This window comes from Amphritea japonica ATCC BAA-1530, assembly GCF_016592435.1.
Taxonomy (GTDB): Bacteria; Pseudomonadota; Gammaproteobacteria; order Pseudomonadales; family Balneatricaceae; genus Amphritea; species Amphritea japonica.
The window spans coordinates 3311422-3327386 of record NZ_AP014545.1 but is presented as its reverse complement, the minus strand read 5'-3'; the positions used below and the strand labels follow the sequence as shown (position 1 = coordinate 3327386).

Below are 15965 nucleotides of genomic sequence, written 5' to 3'. Positions count from 1 at the left end.
CAGTAAGGAATTGAAATGGCAGATAAAGAGAAAAAGGTACAAGGTCCAACTATTCGTTGGGACGATTCTAAAATGAAGAGTACCTATGCTAATGTATGCAATGTTTCCAGCACCCAGGAAGAGATTACTTTGTTATTTGGTCTCAACCAGGCTTGGAATGCGCAACAGAAGCAATTGACTATTGAGCTATCTGATAGAGTCATCTTGAACCCTTATGCAGCTAAGCGGATGGCAAATCTGCTAAACAATGTCCTGTCTCAGTACGAAGAACGTTTCGGAGAGATCGGCCAGGGAAACCCTGAAACAGAGGCAGCGGCTAAGGCCGGAAGCCATTAATTTTGTGTTTCTCATGTTATGCCCGGTTTAGCCGGGCATAATTGTTTCTATAACTTATAAAAAGCCGATTTCATGCAGCTAGATTCTGAATCAAATAACGACCAGTTACGTCAGGCATGGGTGCAGTTTAGTAGTGCTGAGAGCTATAACGATTATTGTCAGTATTGGCTAGAATTGATGTGTACCCGTATTGGCGGCGTCACTATGGCTGCATTGGTACTGGAAAGTGGTGACGCGGGTTTTTTACCTACAGCGGTGTGGCCTGAAAAAAGCCAGCCTGATGATGAATTTACTGCGCTGATTGAAGAGGGATTAGAGGAAGCTGCGGGCTTGGTTCACTCGTTGGCCTCTGGTAGTTATGGGGTGGCCTTTCCGATCCGACTTGATGATCAGTTAGTCGGTGTCGTCGCCTTAACGCTTAATGTGCCCAATATAGTCTTGCCAGAAGTGATGGAGCAGATTCAATGGGGCAGTGCCTGGATTGAGCTGTTGGTGAGACGACAGCAAGGCAAGGAACAAAGTGAACAATTTGATCGCTTGTCTGGTGCTGTAGATCTGTTATCGGGAGTGCTGGGCGAAGAAAAATTTCAGCCTTCCGCATTACGTTTTGTGAATGAATTAGCCGCTGCCTTTGCGTGTGACAGGGTGAGTTTTGGTTTAACTAAAAGTCGCCAGACTGAAGTGGTCGCGCTGTCTCACAGCGCTCAATTCGGGAAGAAAATGAATCTCATAAGACGTCTTTCTGGCGTTATGGATGAGGCAATTCTGCAACGTGGAGTAATCAATTATAACTTTACCAGCGTTGGCGAAAGCCAGTTAGTACTGCGTGAGCATGCTCAATTTTCTCAATCCGGTGGCAACGGCAATATTCTTACCATTCCGCTACATAGCGGAGATGATTATTTTGGTGCAGTGACCCTTGAACGAGCGGTCGGACAATCTTTTGATGAAGACGAAGTTGGTCGTATTGGCAGTGTGGTTGCGCTCTCAAGTGAAGTATTAAGAAATAAAGAAAAGCAAGATAGTAGTTGGTATCAGCACCTGTATCGGTCTACACGAACCCAGCTGGGACGGTTATTCGGAGCAGGTTACCTGGGGCGTAAATTACTCTTGATAGGTTTTGCGTTAATTTGCTTGTTTTTTACCTTTGCAGTTGGCACCTATCGAGTGGCTGCTGATAGTCAGCTAGAAGGCGAGGTGCGCAGAGCGGTTGTGGCTCCTTTTGATGGTTACCTCGAAGATGCGCAAGCGAAAGCAGGTGATAGAGTGCGTTTCGGTGAAGAGATGAGCCGATTGGATGATCGGGATCTGACGCTTGAAAGATTGGGTTATCTGAGTCAGCAAGCAAAGCTGCAACGACAATATGAAGAAGCGGTTGCTCAACGGGACCGGGCTGAGGCCAAAGTGCTGCAAGCGCAGTTGGAACAGAGTCAGGCTGAGTTGGAACTGGTTGAAAGTAAATTACAGCGAACTCGATTGAAGGCTCCCTTTGATGGCTTGGTTGTTAGTGGCGATCTTAGCCAGCGATTAGGTAGTTCTGTTGGGCAGGGTGAAGTTCTTTTTGAAGTAGCGCCGCTGGATAACTATCGGATTATTCTCTGGATTGATGAACATAGAATGCTGGATATCACCGAAGGACAGCAAGGGAAATTGGTGCTTAATTCATTGCCAGAACAAAGTTTTAATTTCGTTCTTAGCCGGGTAACACCCGTAACAGAAGCAAGGGATGGCGGTAATTATTTTCGGGTTGAAGCTGACCTGCTAAACCCCTCACCCAGGTTACGGCCGGGAATGGGGGGCGTTGCTAAAGTTGAAGTGGATGACAGGCGCTTGATCTGGATATGGACCTATCCATTGATACAGTGGGTGAAACTGAAGCTTTGGGCCTGGATTCCCTGATGTCAGCTTCGCTTTTTAGCCCCTTTTGGCATCGGGTTGCTACTGTAAAACCCCGTTTGCGCTCACATGTTGAAATAAATCGCCATATTTACCGTGGTGATGTCTGGTATGTTATTCAGGATGATGCCAGTGGCCGTTATCACCGTTTTACACCACAAGCTTATGCATTGATTGGTTTGATGGATGGTCAACGGGATTTGGATAAAATTTGGCACAGTGCCGGAGATCAGCTGGGGGACGATATGCCCTCACAAGATGAAGTTATTCAGCTGTTATCTCAACTTTATCGTGTCGATTTGATACAGACGGATGTGATTCCTGATATTACAGAAGCGGCGGAGCGACGGGCAAAAGACAGACGAACTAAAATGCTGGCGATGGTGAAGTCACCTCTGGCAGTTAAGATACCGCTTATTGATCCTGAACCTTTTTTGAATCGCACTGCAGGTATAAGTCGTTGGCTATTCAATCCTTTTACCGGACTAATATGGCTCTGGTGTATTGGTTGGGCGCTGATGCAGGCAGGGTATCACTGGGACGAACTGACTAATAACCTGGCGGATCGGGTGTTTGCGACTGAAAACCTATTTTTAATCTGGCTTGTATATCCTGTTGTGAAGCTGATACATGAATTTGGTCATGCCTATGCTTTGAAACGCTGGGGTGGTGAGGTACATGAAATGGGTGTGATGTTCCTTATTTTCATGCCGATTCCCTATGTTGATGCATCCTCGTCAGCGGCCTTTCGTAGTAAGTATCCACGTATGATGGTAGCGGCCGCAGGTATTGCCGTTGAGGCCTTTATCGCGGCTGTAGCCATGGCTGTTTGGGTCTATTCAGAGCCTGGTCTGGTGCGAAGTCTGGCATTTAACACTGTGTTAATTGCGGGTGTCTCAACGCTGCTTTTTAACGGTAACCCGTTGCTTAGGTTTGATGCTTATTATGTTTTGGCTGATTTTCTTGAAATCCCCAATTTGGCATCACGAGGTAACCGCCAGGTCGCGTACCTGTGTAAAAGATACTTACTCGGCCAGGAACATGAAGAGTCACCAGCTTACACCAGGGGAGAAGCTCGCTGGCTATTGATATATTCGATTACTAGTTTCATTTATCGCATATTTATTACCATCAGTATTGTGCTGTTTGTGGCTAGCGAACTTTTTTTTATCGGTGTGCTTCTGGCGATGCTCTCCCTTTATAATATGTTTGTTAAACCACTGTTTAACATAATTAAATATCTTTTTGTGGATCGAAATATGGTACAAAAAAGAGGACGGTCGGCGCTTGTGACTGTGGTCGTGACGGGGTTTGTCGGAGTAATACTGTTTGCTATACCGGTACCGCGAATGACGCTTGCTCATGGTGTGTTCTGGGCACCAGAGTCGTCACGATTAATGGCGGGTAGCAATGGTTTTCTGGAAGAGCTTAAAGTCTCTTCCGGAACAGAGGTGCAGGCGGGTCAGCCTCTCTTAGTCAGTACTAATCAAGAACTTGAATCCCAATTGAATAAAACGGCAGGCCGGATTAAGGAGCTGTTGGTTCATTACCGTACAGCCGTTGCGGGTGCTCGCCAGAACGAAGCGGGTATTATTCAGGAAGAAATACGGCAATCCAGGGCTGAGTTAGCGCGTGCGTTAGAAGAGAAGCGTGCATTGGTAATGAATAGTCCCGCCGATGGTGTATTTCAGTTAGCGATGCCGGTTGATCCACACAGTCGGTATATTCCTCGTGGCACATTGATCGGTTATTTGCTTCAACCGGGAGATTATCGGGTTCGGGCTGTGGTGGGGCAGAATGAGGTAGCAGCCGTACGTAATGATTTGCAGGGAGTCACGGTTAAAGTATCTGAAAACCTTGATGACACAATTGAAGCCTCGCTTGTAGGTGAAATTCCCAGTGCGCAGAAAGAGCTGCCCAGCGCAGCGTTATCAGTCGATGGAGGAGGGCAGTTTGCGCTTGATCCAGCATCACAGGACCGGCCAGAGGCTTTTGATCCGGTATTCCTGTTTGATATCCAGGTGAAAAACCTGCCAGTGTCGCGCATTGGTGAGCGAGTATATGTCCGCTTTGAACACACGCCCGAGCCTATTGGCTTTCGGATATATCGTCAGATTCGTCGTACGTTATTACGAGAGTTGGAATTCTGATGATTAGGACCGCTAATCATGCGCCGGCGGATTATCGCCACAGGCCTGAACGGCCGGTAGTGAAACTTGACTGGCTGGAACGGTTTCAACGGCGCCTAGTGGGGCACTTTGAGTTGAATCCGTGGCGGATGAAGCTGCGTCAGAAACGCTTTTTACGGTCGGTTAGGCTGCAAAGTAAAGAGATTAAGTCGTGGCCCGATACTGAGTTGCTGCACAGAGCCAGAGCGTTGGGAGATTTGATTCGACAACAAGGATTTGAGGACCGCTTACTGGCAGAACAGTTTGCTATCATCCGTGAGATGTCTGGTCGAATACTAGGTATGCGTCACTTTGATAGCCAGTTAATAGGTGGCTTGATCATGGTGCAGGGACGCATCGCAGAGATGAAAACCGGAGAAGGTAAAACGCTGACAGCGGTGTTGCCAGTTATTTCTGCTGCTTTAGCAGGTTTACCTGTCCATGTAATAACGGTAAATGATTATCTGACGGGGCGAGATGCTGAAGAAATGCAGCCGCTTTATCAGTCTTTTGGACTATCTTTAGGGGTTATTACCCATGAGATAGATCTGGCCGGGCGCCGCACGGCGTATCAGAGTGACATTGTGTATATCACCGGTAAAGAACTGGTGTTTGATTATCTCCGTGATCAGATGAAACTGACGCACAAACAACCAATCAGAATGCAAATGGCATCACTGCATAGCACCCGGGTAGAGTCACAGCTGCAACTGCGAGGGCTGCATTTTGCACTTGTGGATGAAGCCGATTCAGTGTTGATTGATGAGTCTCGTACCCCTCTGATTATTTCCGGTTCTCAGGGTAATGAAGAGGAGCAGGCGTTTATTGAAACGGCCTGGGCACTTTCTTTTGAGCTCAACGAAGAAACTGATTACCTGGTGAATAGTGATCGGCGTGAGGTTGACCTTACCGAGCAGGGGCGTAAAAGGCTTCAAATTCTGAGTCATGAGCTTGGACCACTTTGGAAAGGTTCGATACGTCGCGAGGAAATCATCCATAAAGCCTTGTTGGCCCGTTTTGTCTATCAGTTAGATAAAGACTATCTGGTGCGGGAAGGAAAAGTGGAATTGATAGATCCGTTGTCTGGCCGGGTAATGGAAGGCCGTTCCTGGGAGAAAGGCTTGCATCAAATGGTCGAGCTAAAGGAAGAGTGTGAGTTAACAGAACAACGTATCACTCTGGCTAGAATCAGCTATCAGAATTTTTTTCGTCGTTATCTGCATATTTCGGGTATGACAGGCACTGCCTGGGAAGTCAGAGATGAGCTTTGGGGAGTTTATCAGCTTGCAGTCACTCCGGTAAAACCTCATAAAAAAGAGCTTCGGATTCAGTTTATATCCCGTGTTTTTAATGAGAATAGTGCGCGCTGGGAAGCGGTAGCGGAGCGGTGCCGGGAGTTAGTGACGCAGGGTCGGGCGGTTTTGATAGGCACTGCATCAGTTGCGGAGTCTGAAGTTGCCAGTGAATACCTGAAACAGTCAGGTCTTGCGCATAAGGTTTTGAGTGCGAAGCAAGATAAAGAGGAGGCTGATATAGTGGCAGAAGCGGGTCAGTCCGGCCGAATTACGGTTGCGACCAATATGGCCGGCCGGGGCACTGATATTAAGCTATCACCCTCCGTAAAAGAAGTGGGAGGCTTGCATGTGATTCTGACAGAACATTATGAATCAAGTCGGGTTGATCGGCAGCTGGCGGGGCGTTGTGCCCGTCAGGGTGATCCCGGAAGCTTTGAAATGCTGCTGAGTCTGGAGGATCAGCCGATCCGATCACTCCGGGCTAAGAGCCTCTTACCAACCTGTCGTAGCTTAGGGATAACGTCGACAGCAGGTCAGAAGACAGCGCTGAGTGTATTGCGGGCAGAGCAGCAGTTCATAGAGCGGCAGAACTATCTGGCAAGACAGTCAACCCTTGAGTATGATCACAAACAGAAAGAACTTTTAGCCTTTGCAGGAACCGTAGATTAATGATCAGACACTTAATCCTGATAGCCGTATTATTTTCAGCTAATGCTTTCGCTGTTACCGATTCTGAAGCGGAAAGATTGCTAACAATGCCGCTGGATTTGAGCCCGGGGAGTGCCAGTCAGGAGAGTCAGGAAGGTATACACAAGGGAGAGCTATTACCGGCTACCGACTGCCTTTTGGCACCGAGTGTGGATACGAGTATTGCCAGTTCTGTGGTGGGAGTTATTGATCGGGTGATGGTTCAGCGGGGAGATTTTGTAAAAAAGGGAGAAGTGCTGGTAAAGCTTCGTTCAAAGGTTGAGCAGGCAACACTCAAACTGAAACAAGCTCAGGCTGAGTACGGGCGTCGTACGATCAAACGTAATACTGAATTATACGAGCGCAACCTGATTTCTGAACAAGAAAAAGACGAGATTATCATCAATAATCGCCTCTATGGTTTTGAAGTGACTCAGACAAAAGCGATGTTGGATCAGAAAACTATCCGTAGTCCTATCGATGGAGTCGTAGTGGATACCTTCCTTGACCCGGGAGAATATGTCGGAGAGGAACCAATTCTTCAGGTGGCTCAACTTAATCCTTTGTACATAGAAGCGGTAGTCCCTGCTCGCTATTTCGGTGAAATTATTGAGGGAAATGTCGCTGAAGTGACGCTGGAAGAGCCCTTAGAGAGCCAGCACCAGGCGAAAGTCGTTATTGTTGATCGTGTACTGGATGCCGCTAGTGGAACCTTTGGTGTTCGCCTGACGCTTCCTAATCCTGCTTACCTGCTTCCTGCTGGTTTGAAATGTAGTATTCGTTTTGATCTTAAGGGGTAATAAATTATTGCGGTGGTATAATTCGGCCATCTTCAGAACGTATTGCGAATAGGTCATGAAAGAGATTATCTTGCTTAACATCTCCGGTCAGGATAAACCGGGGGTTTCCTCCTCAATTACCAGTACTCTGGCGCAATTCGATATCGACATTCTCGATATCGGTCAGGCGGTTATTCATAATACGCTATCTCTGGGTATTCTTATCGGTGTGCCTGAGGAAGCAGAAGCGTCCAGTTTGCTACGGGATGTTTTATTCAAAGCGCATGAGATGGATATGAATATCCGTTTTGAACCGGTGACTCCCAGTGAATATGAAAGCTGGGTAGGTGCACAAGGTAAGTCTCGTCATATTATTACTCTACTGGCGAGGAAAGTGACTGCAGAACATATCGGTAAAGTGGCTCAGACCGCAGCTGATCATGGCCTCAATATCGACAATATCAGTCGTTTGTCAGGCCGGGTTTCAGTAGGTTCAACTCAGCAGCCGAATACGAAAGCCTGTGTTGAGTTTTCTGTACGGGGTGCTCCAGCTGATACAGCCCAGCTACGCGAAGAATTTCTGCGTATCGCCAGTGACCTGGATGTGGATATTGCATTCCAGAAAGACGATATTTATCGTCGTAATCGTCGCCTGGTGGTGTTCGATATGGACTCTACCCTTATTGAAGCGGAAGTGATTGATGAGCTTGCCAAAGAAGCAGGTGTTGGTGAGCAGGTGATTGAGATTACCGAATCAGCAATGCGTGGAGAGATCGATTTTACCGAAAGCTTTAAACGCCGTATGGCCCTGCTCAAAGGTCTGGATGAGTCGGTGTTGGAAAGCGTTGCCAACCGCTTGCCGTTAACTGAAGGTGTTGAAGAGTTAGTTTCTAACCTGCATGCACTGGGCTTTAAAACCGCCATACTTTCTGGTGGGTTCAACTACTTTGCTAACTTCCTGCAACGAAAAATGGGCTTTGATTACGTTTATGCGAATGAGCTTGAGATCGCCGATGGCAAGGTAACAGGTAATGTTACCGGCACCGTTGTCGATGGTAAGCGTAAGGCTGAACTACTGCGTAAAATTGCCGAGAAAGAGGGGATTCGTCTGGAGCAGACAATTGCCGTAGGTGATGGTGCCAATGACTTGCCGATGCTTTCAATCGCAGGACTGGGGATCGCTTTCAGGGCGAAGCCACTGGTGCGTCGCAGCGCTAAACAAGCGATCTCAACCCTGGGGCTGGATGGAATACTTTACCTGATCGGTTTTCGCGATAGGGACACTCTTTAAGAGCAAAGACGCGGCTGCGCCGCTTGCTAGTTGTTCGTCGCTAGAACAATCAAGAGCTTAAAAAAAACCTGCCAGTTGGCAGGTTTTTTGTTTTTGGAGCTGTTTTGATGAAAGGCTGAACAAACTGCAGAGCTCTAATATTTGCTAAACAGTGGAAATCAGGCACCTCTTACATGTTGGGCGAAAAAGTCCGCTTCCGACCCAAAGCGGATAGGACTCAGTAGCTAGATCGTTGCTACGCAACTCGCTAGACGTAAAACTGCGTTTTACTTGCGAGATAAGAGCATAAAACCCAACCTGTCCGCTTTTCAATAAAGCCTGCTTTCGACCCAAAGCGGACATTAACGCTTGAGTAACTGGGCAGCCGGAGCGAAGCTTTTTGCTGTCCAGTTGACCCACTTGATAGGGCAACATGACTACTCGAACTTAAAAATTCTGGCACCTTGAGATTGCTCATTAAAAGTCTACGTTTAACCAGGGAGGTTCATTGTGCCCCATTGATTTTCCAACGATCCTAATATTGCTAACTAGAGGTGCTGTGCTCAACACTCTTAAATAATAAACATAAAGCAACAAAAGGCTCTAGCTTAGATTCATCAAAGACAATTTTGCAATACGGTTCATACGGAAAATAATTTTTTTCTGAAACATATCAATTAGCCAATTAATAATGCCTCCACTTCCAGATATCGTTGCGACCACTTCATCTTCAATTACATATTCACCATTACTATTAAATCTTAATATATTTAGTGGCTCAGACGATAAAATCCATTCTGTAGGATAGTTCTGGGCTGCCAAGCTCTTCCCACTAATTTTAATATTATTACCAGTAACTTCTGCAATTAACTCACAACTGTCATAAATCTTATAATATCTTCCCCATTTAGGACTATAAACATCGTAATCCAATTTAAGAGAAGATTCGTAATGGTTTATTTCACCTGAAGAAGTTAACCGTTTATTTTTATAGTTGAACATAATGAATGCCATTGTTACTTTCTTTCCTCTCGCCACCAATTATTAGTAAAACCTCTATATCCTTGTTCCTTCAATATTTCTCTTCGCTATTAAAAGGCCGATAGATGATACTAACCGTAGTCCTATAACGCCCGCCATAAAGAGTGGAGCGCAAGCGGCGGTCAGCCCTCAGGGCGTTTTTTAATGGCCTTGTGAGGATTAATGGTATTCATCCTGAATATCCGTCTGAACTACCCGTGCTCGGCACGGTTAATCGAAATTACAGACTACGATACGGGTACTCCTATTACCCATCGAATTGCAATATAGCGTAGTAACCACATTGATTACCACCATGTCCGCTTTTGGCACGTAGCTGACCTCAGAACACTTTGAGAACGACTACAGGTCGCCTATCGACCCAAAGCGGACATTAACGCTCGCCTCAAGTGTCGGCGCGTTTTTTGCGTAGCTCATCTTGGAGGCGCTTGTTAGAAATGGGCCAAGAAGTGAACCCACTAATGTAATAAAAACTGCTTGCCAAAAGTAAGATGGGCAACAAAGCGCTAGATGCAAGTTTACTATATGTAAACGGAATACCGATAAACCATTCTGATGCAACGATTAGTGGAATAATCATAGACACTTTCAATAGCGCATAAAGATAAACCGCCAATGCATTACGAAGAATGATTCCAACTGATAATACAATGCTGAGAGTTGCATTAATTCCAAATATCCAAGGGTGCGGTACTGCGCCGATTTCTATGTATAAAGCTAAAAATAGCATACCAATAGCAGATATGAATATTGTAATACTAGCGAGCACCCATATTAATTTTGGGGTTTTTTCAAGCTTCTCCACATTTACTCCATTTGATTTCTAACGCCTTGCAGCAGAGGCATGCTTTAGCATGTCCCGCTGCCTGCATTTGTTATAGCTTATCTAATATAGTGAGGATTAACCTTGTCGCATTGCACATATAAAACCCACCATGTTGTATTTAGCCATTTCTTAGGATGATTGGTAACTTGATAGCTTTTCTCACCGAGGACTTTTATCGGCGACTGGCAAGTTGGATATTCCTTTGTCTTGTTCCACTCTGGTATAAAGCTAAAAGCATCTCTTGCTACCCATTCTCGCTCATCTGGAGTTGTTGTATTAATGCCAAATACGTCCAGTGAACCTACTTTATTCTCATACATATGTATCTCGAAATTATGAGAATCTGTCGTAACTTCTTGATACCAAATTCCTCCTTCATTAATGAAGGTAGCAGTAATCCCTTTTGTATTTGCTCCTCCCATGCATCCAGTTAGTAATGTGATGAAACATATAGAAAAGACTATACGGCAGAATTTCATATCGACTTCCTTATTAATTGCTATAACAATTTATTATTGAGCCCATACAAGCTTGCAGAGCTTGCAAGCTTTGCTACCTTGTAAGGTACATTTATATCTAGGGACGGGTAAAAGATGTATCGCAGAAGCCGTAAGTATCAGGAATATGTGACTAAATATGCAAAGGCAAGGGCTGCCAGAGAGGAAAAAAGGATCAATGGTATTCATCCTGAATATCCGCCTGAGTTACCTGAGCTGCGCAGGTTAATCAAAATTACAGACTACGATACGGGTACTCCAGTTACCCATCGAATTGAACTATATCGCAGTAACCGTATTGATTGCTACAACGTTTGGATCGATGGATGTTTATGGAAAGAGCATATAGGGTGGAGCAAGACTCTTGAAGCCTTACGAAAAGCGCTTCCCCGCCAACGGAGTAGCTTTTATTAACGTCCGCTTTTGGCACGGAGCAGACCTAAACTAATTGCCTCGCTCGGCTCAGGGCTGTTAGGTTGCTTACCGACCCAAAGCGGACATTAACTCTTAAAGCAGCTACGTGTATTACGTATCAACTGCCTGTCTTTGCAATGTGAGTTAGAAATTACTAATTGATAGTTTTAATATTTATAATTTCATCAAACTTTGCAATACATAATATAAGCCATGCGATGAGCACGAGGGCTGACAGAAAGAATAACCCCTCAACTTCAAAGAGTAGACCTAGAGTTATTGCAGATCCTCCTATAATGACACATAGGTAATTGGCTTTACGCATTATTTTATTGAATACAATTTCCTGCACTCCTCCTGAGCTTATTGCTAAAAGCACAGTAATAACGCCAAATATAATACCGTCTAAACGAACGGCAAAAAAACACCCTGCAATGGCAGTTATTCCCAAAATAAGAGTGAATGCCAAAGAAATTGTATACATATGTTCATGATGGTTCTCATCAAATTTCAGCAATGAATACTCCTTAACTCAATCAATTTTGGATTTTGAAACCTGCTTATAAGGTTATGTATTACTCTTGACGTATTTTATATCACATAACGTATGCTAATCCTTGATGAGGACAAACTGAGGAAAATGGTTACTGTTAGTCCTTATTCGCAGCGGAAGGAATATAAGTGTCCGCTTCTGGCACGTAGCTGACCTCAGAACACTTTGAGAACGACTACAGGTCGCCTATCGACCCAAAGCGGACATGAATTCCATAAAGACACCTATCACTTTTCAGATGATAGGTTCTCAATATGCTCCATAAGCTGTTGCGCTGTTTCCGCTTTTATACGGTTCGCATCTTCTTGAAATTCCATATAATAATCTTGAAAAGCGCCCCGATCATTTTCAAACCTACCTGCAAACTCAATTTCAGCTGGATTTCTTCTTGATGGCCAAAGCCCTACTACTGAAGGGTGTATTTTATTTCCTTCTTTGGAAAAACTAATTACGGCTCTAAATTTACTAAACAGAAAATCTTTGGTTGTTTCCGTTTCCGAGATTTCAACTCCTGCAATAGCCTCTAAGGCTTGTGCCAACGTTGCTATTGACCCAGGTTCACTCTTTAAAATTCCAGGGTTAGAAAAGAAAGCCCATACTTCTTGGGGTGGTAAATGTTCAGTGCCGTTTCTGAATGAAATAGGCAATCCGTTAAAAAGATCAAGTTCGTTGCCACTATACATAAAGACAGTGCCAAATATTGCCTTGTATTTTCCTCTGTTCCATCCACCTAGAACATGCTTAGCTCTCCATCCTGATTTCTGATCTGTGTAATCAACTATGAGAAGATCATCATTAATCAAAATATCTGATTCTTTGAGGGCAATTGTATCTTCGTTTCCTTGATCATCTATACGAATCCAACTCCCACCCTTAGGCGAAATATTAAAGATCTGCCTCTTAGGTGTGGCTATGGAAGATGTTGTCGCCCATGTACCATAGAAATCGACACCTTTGATGGTGCCGTCTGCGTGAGACCAGCAAACAAAAAAAATAAGGCAAGAAATGATGTGATATTTGTGTAAGCTATCGTGCGCATTTGTATTACATTCCATGTAGAGTCGTTTGGAGCCATATTGCGACGAACATTTTAGCAGTAAGTAGCCTCTTAACAGAAGCAAGCTAATGTCCGCTTTTGGCACAAAGCAGGCATACTCCACCTGATTTCTGATGCCCATAAAAACTAACTATAGAGCCTCGCTCTTTATGCTTTTTCGAGCAAGTCGCGTAGCGACGTTCTAATCACTAGCCAGCCGCGAAGCGGCGATCTAGCCACTGCATTTAATTTCTAATCAAAAAAATCGTAGTCCATCTCTTTCCCGGGGGGTTGCAGGTAGTAGCCCTGAATATAATCAACGCCTAGCTTCCAGAGTCGTCCCATTAGCCGGGTATCTTCAACCAGAGGGGCGATAGAAATGATTTTTGATTTTTTCAGTTCCTTAATCATGGCCGCAAAGGCTTTGTCGGTATCCGTTGAGGTATTCAGGTCTTGTATAAAGGAACCGTCCAGTTTAACGAGGTCTGGTCTAAGTTTTTTACGCAGTAATTCCCGGTTAGCAGAAACGCCGAAATGCTTGATGCAAAATTTACAGCCGAGTTTTTTTAGTCCTGCCCTAAAGGTTTCTGCTTGAGCCTGGCTGGTACTAAGATCTGACTCACTGACCTGAAAGACGATCAGATCAGCAGGAATTCGATAGGCTTTGAGTTGATCTGCAACCCAGTTAAGTACATCAGAGTCTTGGTAAAAACGGGCCGTCAGATTAATAAATACCCGACTGCGCTGCTGCTCTTTGAGTTTCTCGGCAATCCGGATGAATGCGTGCTCTATGACCCACTTGTCGAGTCGAATGCTGGTTTCCGCATGATCCATAGTGGTGAGGAAAACGTTAGGGGACAAGCCTTCTTCACTATCGTTTTTATTTAGACGAAGAAATACCTCGTAGTTACCTAAGCCGTTGGCGGTGGTCAGGCCTACAATTGGCTGGAATAGAATACGGAACTGATCATTATCCAGTGCATCACAGATGGTATTGATGGCTGAATTGTCTATTCCGTCGTCGGTATCGTCGGCGGCCAGTTCGAATAGTTTGACGCCGTTGCCTTTGTGACCCTTACTACCGACTTCATCTGCGGCAATTCGCGCGCGGTTGAGAAGTTCCATAAAGTGAGGGGCATTATCATTAATAGTACAGATACCGATACTACAGCTTGTTTGTACGGTGGTGCCCGTTACATTGATATTGAGTTTGGTGACAGACTGGCACAGTAGGTCTGCCAGCTTCAGTGCTTTCTCGGGGTTGGGGTCGTGGAAGAGTACGGCAAATACGCCGCCTTCTAACCGTGCACAGATATGGGCTTTGTTGATCTTGTTGCGGAAGAGTTCGGCAACATCTGCAAGCACGATATCGCTACCGGTTGCTCCTAACTCGGATTGCAGTGAATTATAGTTATCAAATTTCACATACAGGAGACTGCAATCAGCCCCGCCGGGCAGAGCTTTGTGAACGGCCTTCTCTAATGAGTTGATCATGTAATCCCGATCATAGAGGCGGGTGGCCGGGTCGAAATTTTCAAAACTTTTATCATTTTGGCGACTATCAGGACTGATGATGACCTGAAGACAATCCTGGTGCAGATAGCGGGCATGCTGGATGCTGAACGCCGCCTGGAAATTTGTTCCATCTATCCGGCGGCCGGTCAGGTCGGCTTTAATGGGGTGATCGTTTTCTAGTGCTTCTTGCAGCGATGTTTTAAGCTGGTCGCGATCCTTCATCGCAATAAACTTATCCAGTTGTTCTCCCTGGCTGACCGCGTTTTCCTCTAAGCCGAAGAGTTCACAGAATGCCGGGTTAATATATTCTGAAATAAAGTCGTACGATAGGTAGCTAATCGGTAACTCTGACAATGCTGCAAGTTGCTGGCAGTGCTTTTCCGCTTCTGCCAGTTGGGCTTCTGCAATTCGCAATTGACGACGGTTTTCCAGATGCTCAAGCTGTCTGCGAATTTGAATCAGCAACAGCTCCTGCTCATCTAGAGAGATGACTGTCGCCATCCGGGCCTTCAGTCCCTGCAATAGCTTTTGGCTGCTATTCTTTGGAACCAGCTGGATAATAGGGATATCTTTGTTAAGCCGCTGAAGGACCTGACTGGCCTCTTTCGCAGTGAACTTCCCTTCTACCTGAGGGCTGAGGATCAGGTCCCAGGCGCGTTCGCTCAGGGCTTCGTTAAACTCTTCTTCTGACTGAACCTGCTGACCCCGGGGGGCAAGTCTGGCGCCTCGAAGCAAGGTGATAATGGGATCCGCTTCCTCTGCGGTCAGACCCAGAAACAGGATATGCACATTTTTGCGCAGTCGTTGTCGCTTCTCTGAAATAATCCGTTTTAACAGGGCATCCGGTGTGCCTGTCGCAGCTTGTCCACTCATTGTCTTCTTCTGCAGTTAAGATACTTTTAGGAGCTATCGAGTGTATCGCCTTTAAGCGAGGCTGTCAGTGGTCAAAATATTAAAAGAGGTTGTGCTTTGATCTGAGGAGGGTGGCTTGAAGACCAAACAGCCGTAACTTGTTGCCCGAGCGTAGCAAACAGCGAAACTTGTGCGTTGCTCGATAAGAGCCTTTTTATGAAGAGTAAGGCAGAGTAAATGTTGGGTTCTTTGTAAGATAACTATTGTGTTGTTTGGGTAGGGGCTGATAATGCTTCTCAACGAGAAGAAATCAGATTAGTTAGAACAGAGAAGGCGAATCTTAGAAAAGATGGCTGGGGTAGCAGGATTTGAACCTGCGCATGACGAGATCAAAACCCGTTGCCTTACCGCTTGGCGATACCCCAGCAAAAGAATGGTGGCAATAGCGGGACTCGAACCTGCGACCCTCGCATTATGAATGCGATGCTCTAACCAGCTGAGCTATATTGCCGTTTACATAACAGTGGGTTTAATAACCGTTATATAAATGTGGTTTGCAATAATCAGAATAAAATTCCGACTATTACTAGCCTTTCCTTATCGCTATCAGATAGAGAGAAGAAAATGGCTGGGGTAGCAGGATTTGAACCTGCGCATGACGAGATCAAAACCCGTTGCCTTACCGCTTGGCGATACCCCAGCAGAGTCAATAAATACATGGTGGCAATAGCGGGACTCGAACCTGCGACCCTCGCATTATGAATGCGATGCTCTAACCAGCTGAGCTATATTGCCATAGC

At 45.5% G+C, this 15965-nt stretch carries 13 protein-coding genes and 4 tRNA genes; 7 read left to right on the top strand and 10 right to left on the bottom strand.

Annotated elements, in window-relative coordinates:
* The first annotated feature begins 15 nt into the window (after positions 1–15).
* The 6 genes from AMJAP_RS15450 to serB all read left to right on the top strand — a co-directional run bounded on the left by AMJAP_RS15450 (position 16) and on the right by serB (position 8452).
* On the top strand, positions 16–336 hold the full coding sequence (locus tag AMJAP_RS15450) for a DUF3467 domain-containing protein (RefSeq protein ID WP_019622550.1): 321 nt from the start codon (positions 16–18) through the stop codon (positions 334–336).
* 72 nt (positions 337–408) lie between these two features.
* Entirely contained in the window at positions 409–2235 is a 1827-nt protein-coding gene (locus AMJAP_RS15445; protein WP_019622551.1) for an efflux RND transporter periplasmic adaptor subunit, read from the top strand.
* Positions 2178–4382 (top strand): site-2 protease family protein, encoded by a 2205-nt coding sequence (locus AMJAP_RS15440; protein WP_019622552.1) that lies wholly within the window; start codon positions 2178–2180, stop codon positions 4380–4382. Before AMJAP_RS15445 ends, AMJAP_RS15440 begins: the two co-directional genes overlap by 58 nt.
* Positions 4382–6364, top strand: coding sequence for a preprotein translocase subunit SecA (locus tag AMJAP_RS15435; RefSeq protein WP_019622553.1), 1983 nt, complete (start codon positions 4382–4384; stop codon positions 6362–6364). Before AMJAP_RS15440 ends, AMJAP_RS15435 begins: the two co-directional genes overlap by 1 nt.
* Positions 6364–7182: an efflux RND transporter periplasmic adaptor subunit gene (locus AMJAP_RS15430; protein WP_019622554.1), complete on the top strand. Its 819-nt coding sequence runs from the start codon at positions 6364–6366 to the stop codon at positions 7180–7182. Before AMJAP_RS15435 ends, AMJAP_RS15430 begins: the two co-directional genes overlap by 1 nt.
* A 55-nt stretch (positions 7183–7237) precedes the next feature.
* On the top strand, positions 7238–8452 hold the full coding sequence (serB, locus tag AMJAP_RS15425; RefSeq protein ID WP_019622555.1) for a phosphoserine phosphatase SerB: 1215 nt from the start codon (positions 7238–7240) through the stop codon (positions 8450–8452).
* 582 nt (positions 8453–9034) lie between these two features.
* Here serB and AMJAP_RS15420 read toward each other — a convergent pair.
* From AMJAP_RS15420 to AMJAP_RS15410, 3 genes are all read right to left on the bottom strand, one after another.
* On the bottom strand, positions 9035–9445 hold the full coding sequence (locus AMJAP_RS15420; RefSeq protein ID WP_201356389.1) for a hypothetical protein: 411 nt from the start codon (positions 9443–9445) through the stop codon (positions 9035–9037).
* A gap of 412 nt (positions 9446–9857) precedes the next feature.
* Positions 9858–10277: a hypothetical protein gene (locus tag AMJAP_RS15415; RefSeq protein WP_019622557.1), complete on the bottom strand. Its 420-nt coding sequence runs from the start codon at positions 10275–10277 to the stop codon at positions 9858–9860.
* A gap of 77 nt (positions 10278–10354) precedes the next feature.
* The gene (locus AMJAP_RS15410) at positions 10355–10720 is read right to left on the bottom strand and encodes a hypothetical protein (RefSeq protein WP_201356388.1); all 366 of its coding nucleotides are present in this window, start codon (positions 10718–10720) and stop codon (positions 10355–10357) included.
* 171 nt (positions 10721–10891) lie between these two features.
* Between AMJAP_RS15410 and AMJAP_RS15405 the strand changes: the two genes are divergently transcribed.
* Positions 10892–11209 (top strand): hypothetical protein, encoded by a 318-nt coding sequence (locus AMJAP_RS15405; RefSeq protein WP_019622559.1) that lies wholly within the window; start codon positions 10892–10894, stop codon positions 11207–11209.
* Between the two features lie 154 nt (positions 11210–11363).
* Here the strand turns inward: AMJAP_RS15405 and AMJAP_RS15400 are convergent, their stop codons facing one another.
* The 7 genes from AMJAP_RS15400 to AMJAP_RS15370 all read right to left on the bottom strand — a co-directional run bounded on the left by AMJAP_RS15400 (position 11364) and on the right by AMJAP_RS15370 (position 15960).
* Complete coding sequence (locus AMJAP_RS15400) at positions 11364–11726, bottom strand: hypothetical protein (protein ID WP_019622560.1); 363 nt, start codon at positions 11724–11726, stop codon at positions 11364–11366.
* A 263-nt stretch (positions 11727–11989) separates the two neighbouring features.
* Positions 11990–12817 carry a hypothetical protein gene (locus AMJAP_RS15395; RefSeq protein ID WP_201356387.1) on the bottom strand — a complete coding sequence of 276 codons (828 nt, stop codon included), beginning with the start codon at positions 12815–12817 and terminating at the stop codon, positions 11990–11992.
* A 233-nt stretch (positions 12818–13050) separates the two neighbouring features.
* Positions 13051–15186: an EAL domain-containing protein gene (locus AMJAP_RS15390; protein WP_201356386.1), complete on the bottom strand. Its 2136-nt coding sequence runs from the start codon at positions 15184–15186 to the stop codon at positions 13051–13053.
* A 329-nt stretch (positions 15187–15515) separates the two neighbouring features.
* Positions 15516–15590, bottom strand: a tRNA-Gln gene (locus AMJAP_RS15385).
* Between the two features lie 9 nt (positions 15591–15599).
* Positions 15600–15676, bottom strand: a tRNA-Met gene (locus tag AMJAP_RS15380).
* A gap of 114 nt (positions 15677–15790) precedes the next feature.
* A tRNA-Gln gene (locus AMJAP_RS15375) sits at positions 15791–15865 on the bottom strand.
* Between the two features lie 18 nt (positions 15866–15883).
* Positions 15884–15960, bottom strand: a tRNA-Met gene (locus AMJAP_RS15370).
* Between the last annotated feature and the right edge of the window lie 5 nt (positions 15961–15965).

Coding starts and splice junctions, on each gene's coding strand:
- AMJAP_RS15450 (WP_019622550.1), top strand. CDS start 16: ATGGCAGATAAAGAGAAAAAGGTACAAGGTCCAACTATTCGTTGGGAC.
- AMJAP_RS15445 (WP_019622551.1), top strand. CDS start 409: ATGCAGCTAGATTCTGAATCAAATAACGACCAGTTACGTCAGGCATGG.
- AMJAP_RS15390 (WP_201356386.1), bottom strand. CDS start 15,186: ATGAGTGGACAAGCTGCGACAGGCACACCGGATGCCCTGTTAAAACGG.
- AMJAP_RS15435 (WP_019622553.1), top strand. CDS start 4,382: ATGATTAGGACCGCTAATCATGCGCCGGCGGATTATCGCCACAGGCCT.
- AMJAP_RS15420 (WP_201356389.1), bottom strand. CDS start 9,445: ATGGCATTCATTATGTTCAACTATAAAAATAAACGGTTAACTTCTTCA.
- serB (WP_019622555.1), top strand. CDS start 7,238: ATGAAAGAGATTATCTTGCTTAACATCTCCGGTCAGGATAAACCGGGG.
- AMJAP_RS15440 (WP_019622552.1), top strand. CDS start 2,178: ATGGACCTATCCATTGATACAGTGGGTGAAACTGAAGCTTTGGGCCTG.
- AMJAP_RS15410 (WP_201356388.1), bottom strand. CDS start 10,720: ATGGGAGGAGCAAATACAAAAGGGATTACTGCTACCTTCATTAATGAA.
- AMJAP_RS15430 (WP_019622554.1), top strand. CDS start 6,364: ATGATCAGACACTTAATCCTGATAGCCGTATTATTTTCAGCTAATGCT.
- AMJAP_RS15405 (WP_019622559.1), top strand. CDS start 10,892: ATGTATCGCAGAAGCCGTAAGTATCAGGAATATGTGACTAAATATGCA.
- AMJAP_RS15395 (WP_201356387.1), bottom strand. CDS start 12,817: ATGGAATGTAATACAAATGCGCACGATAGCTTACACAAATATCACATC.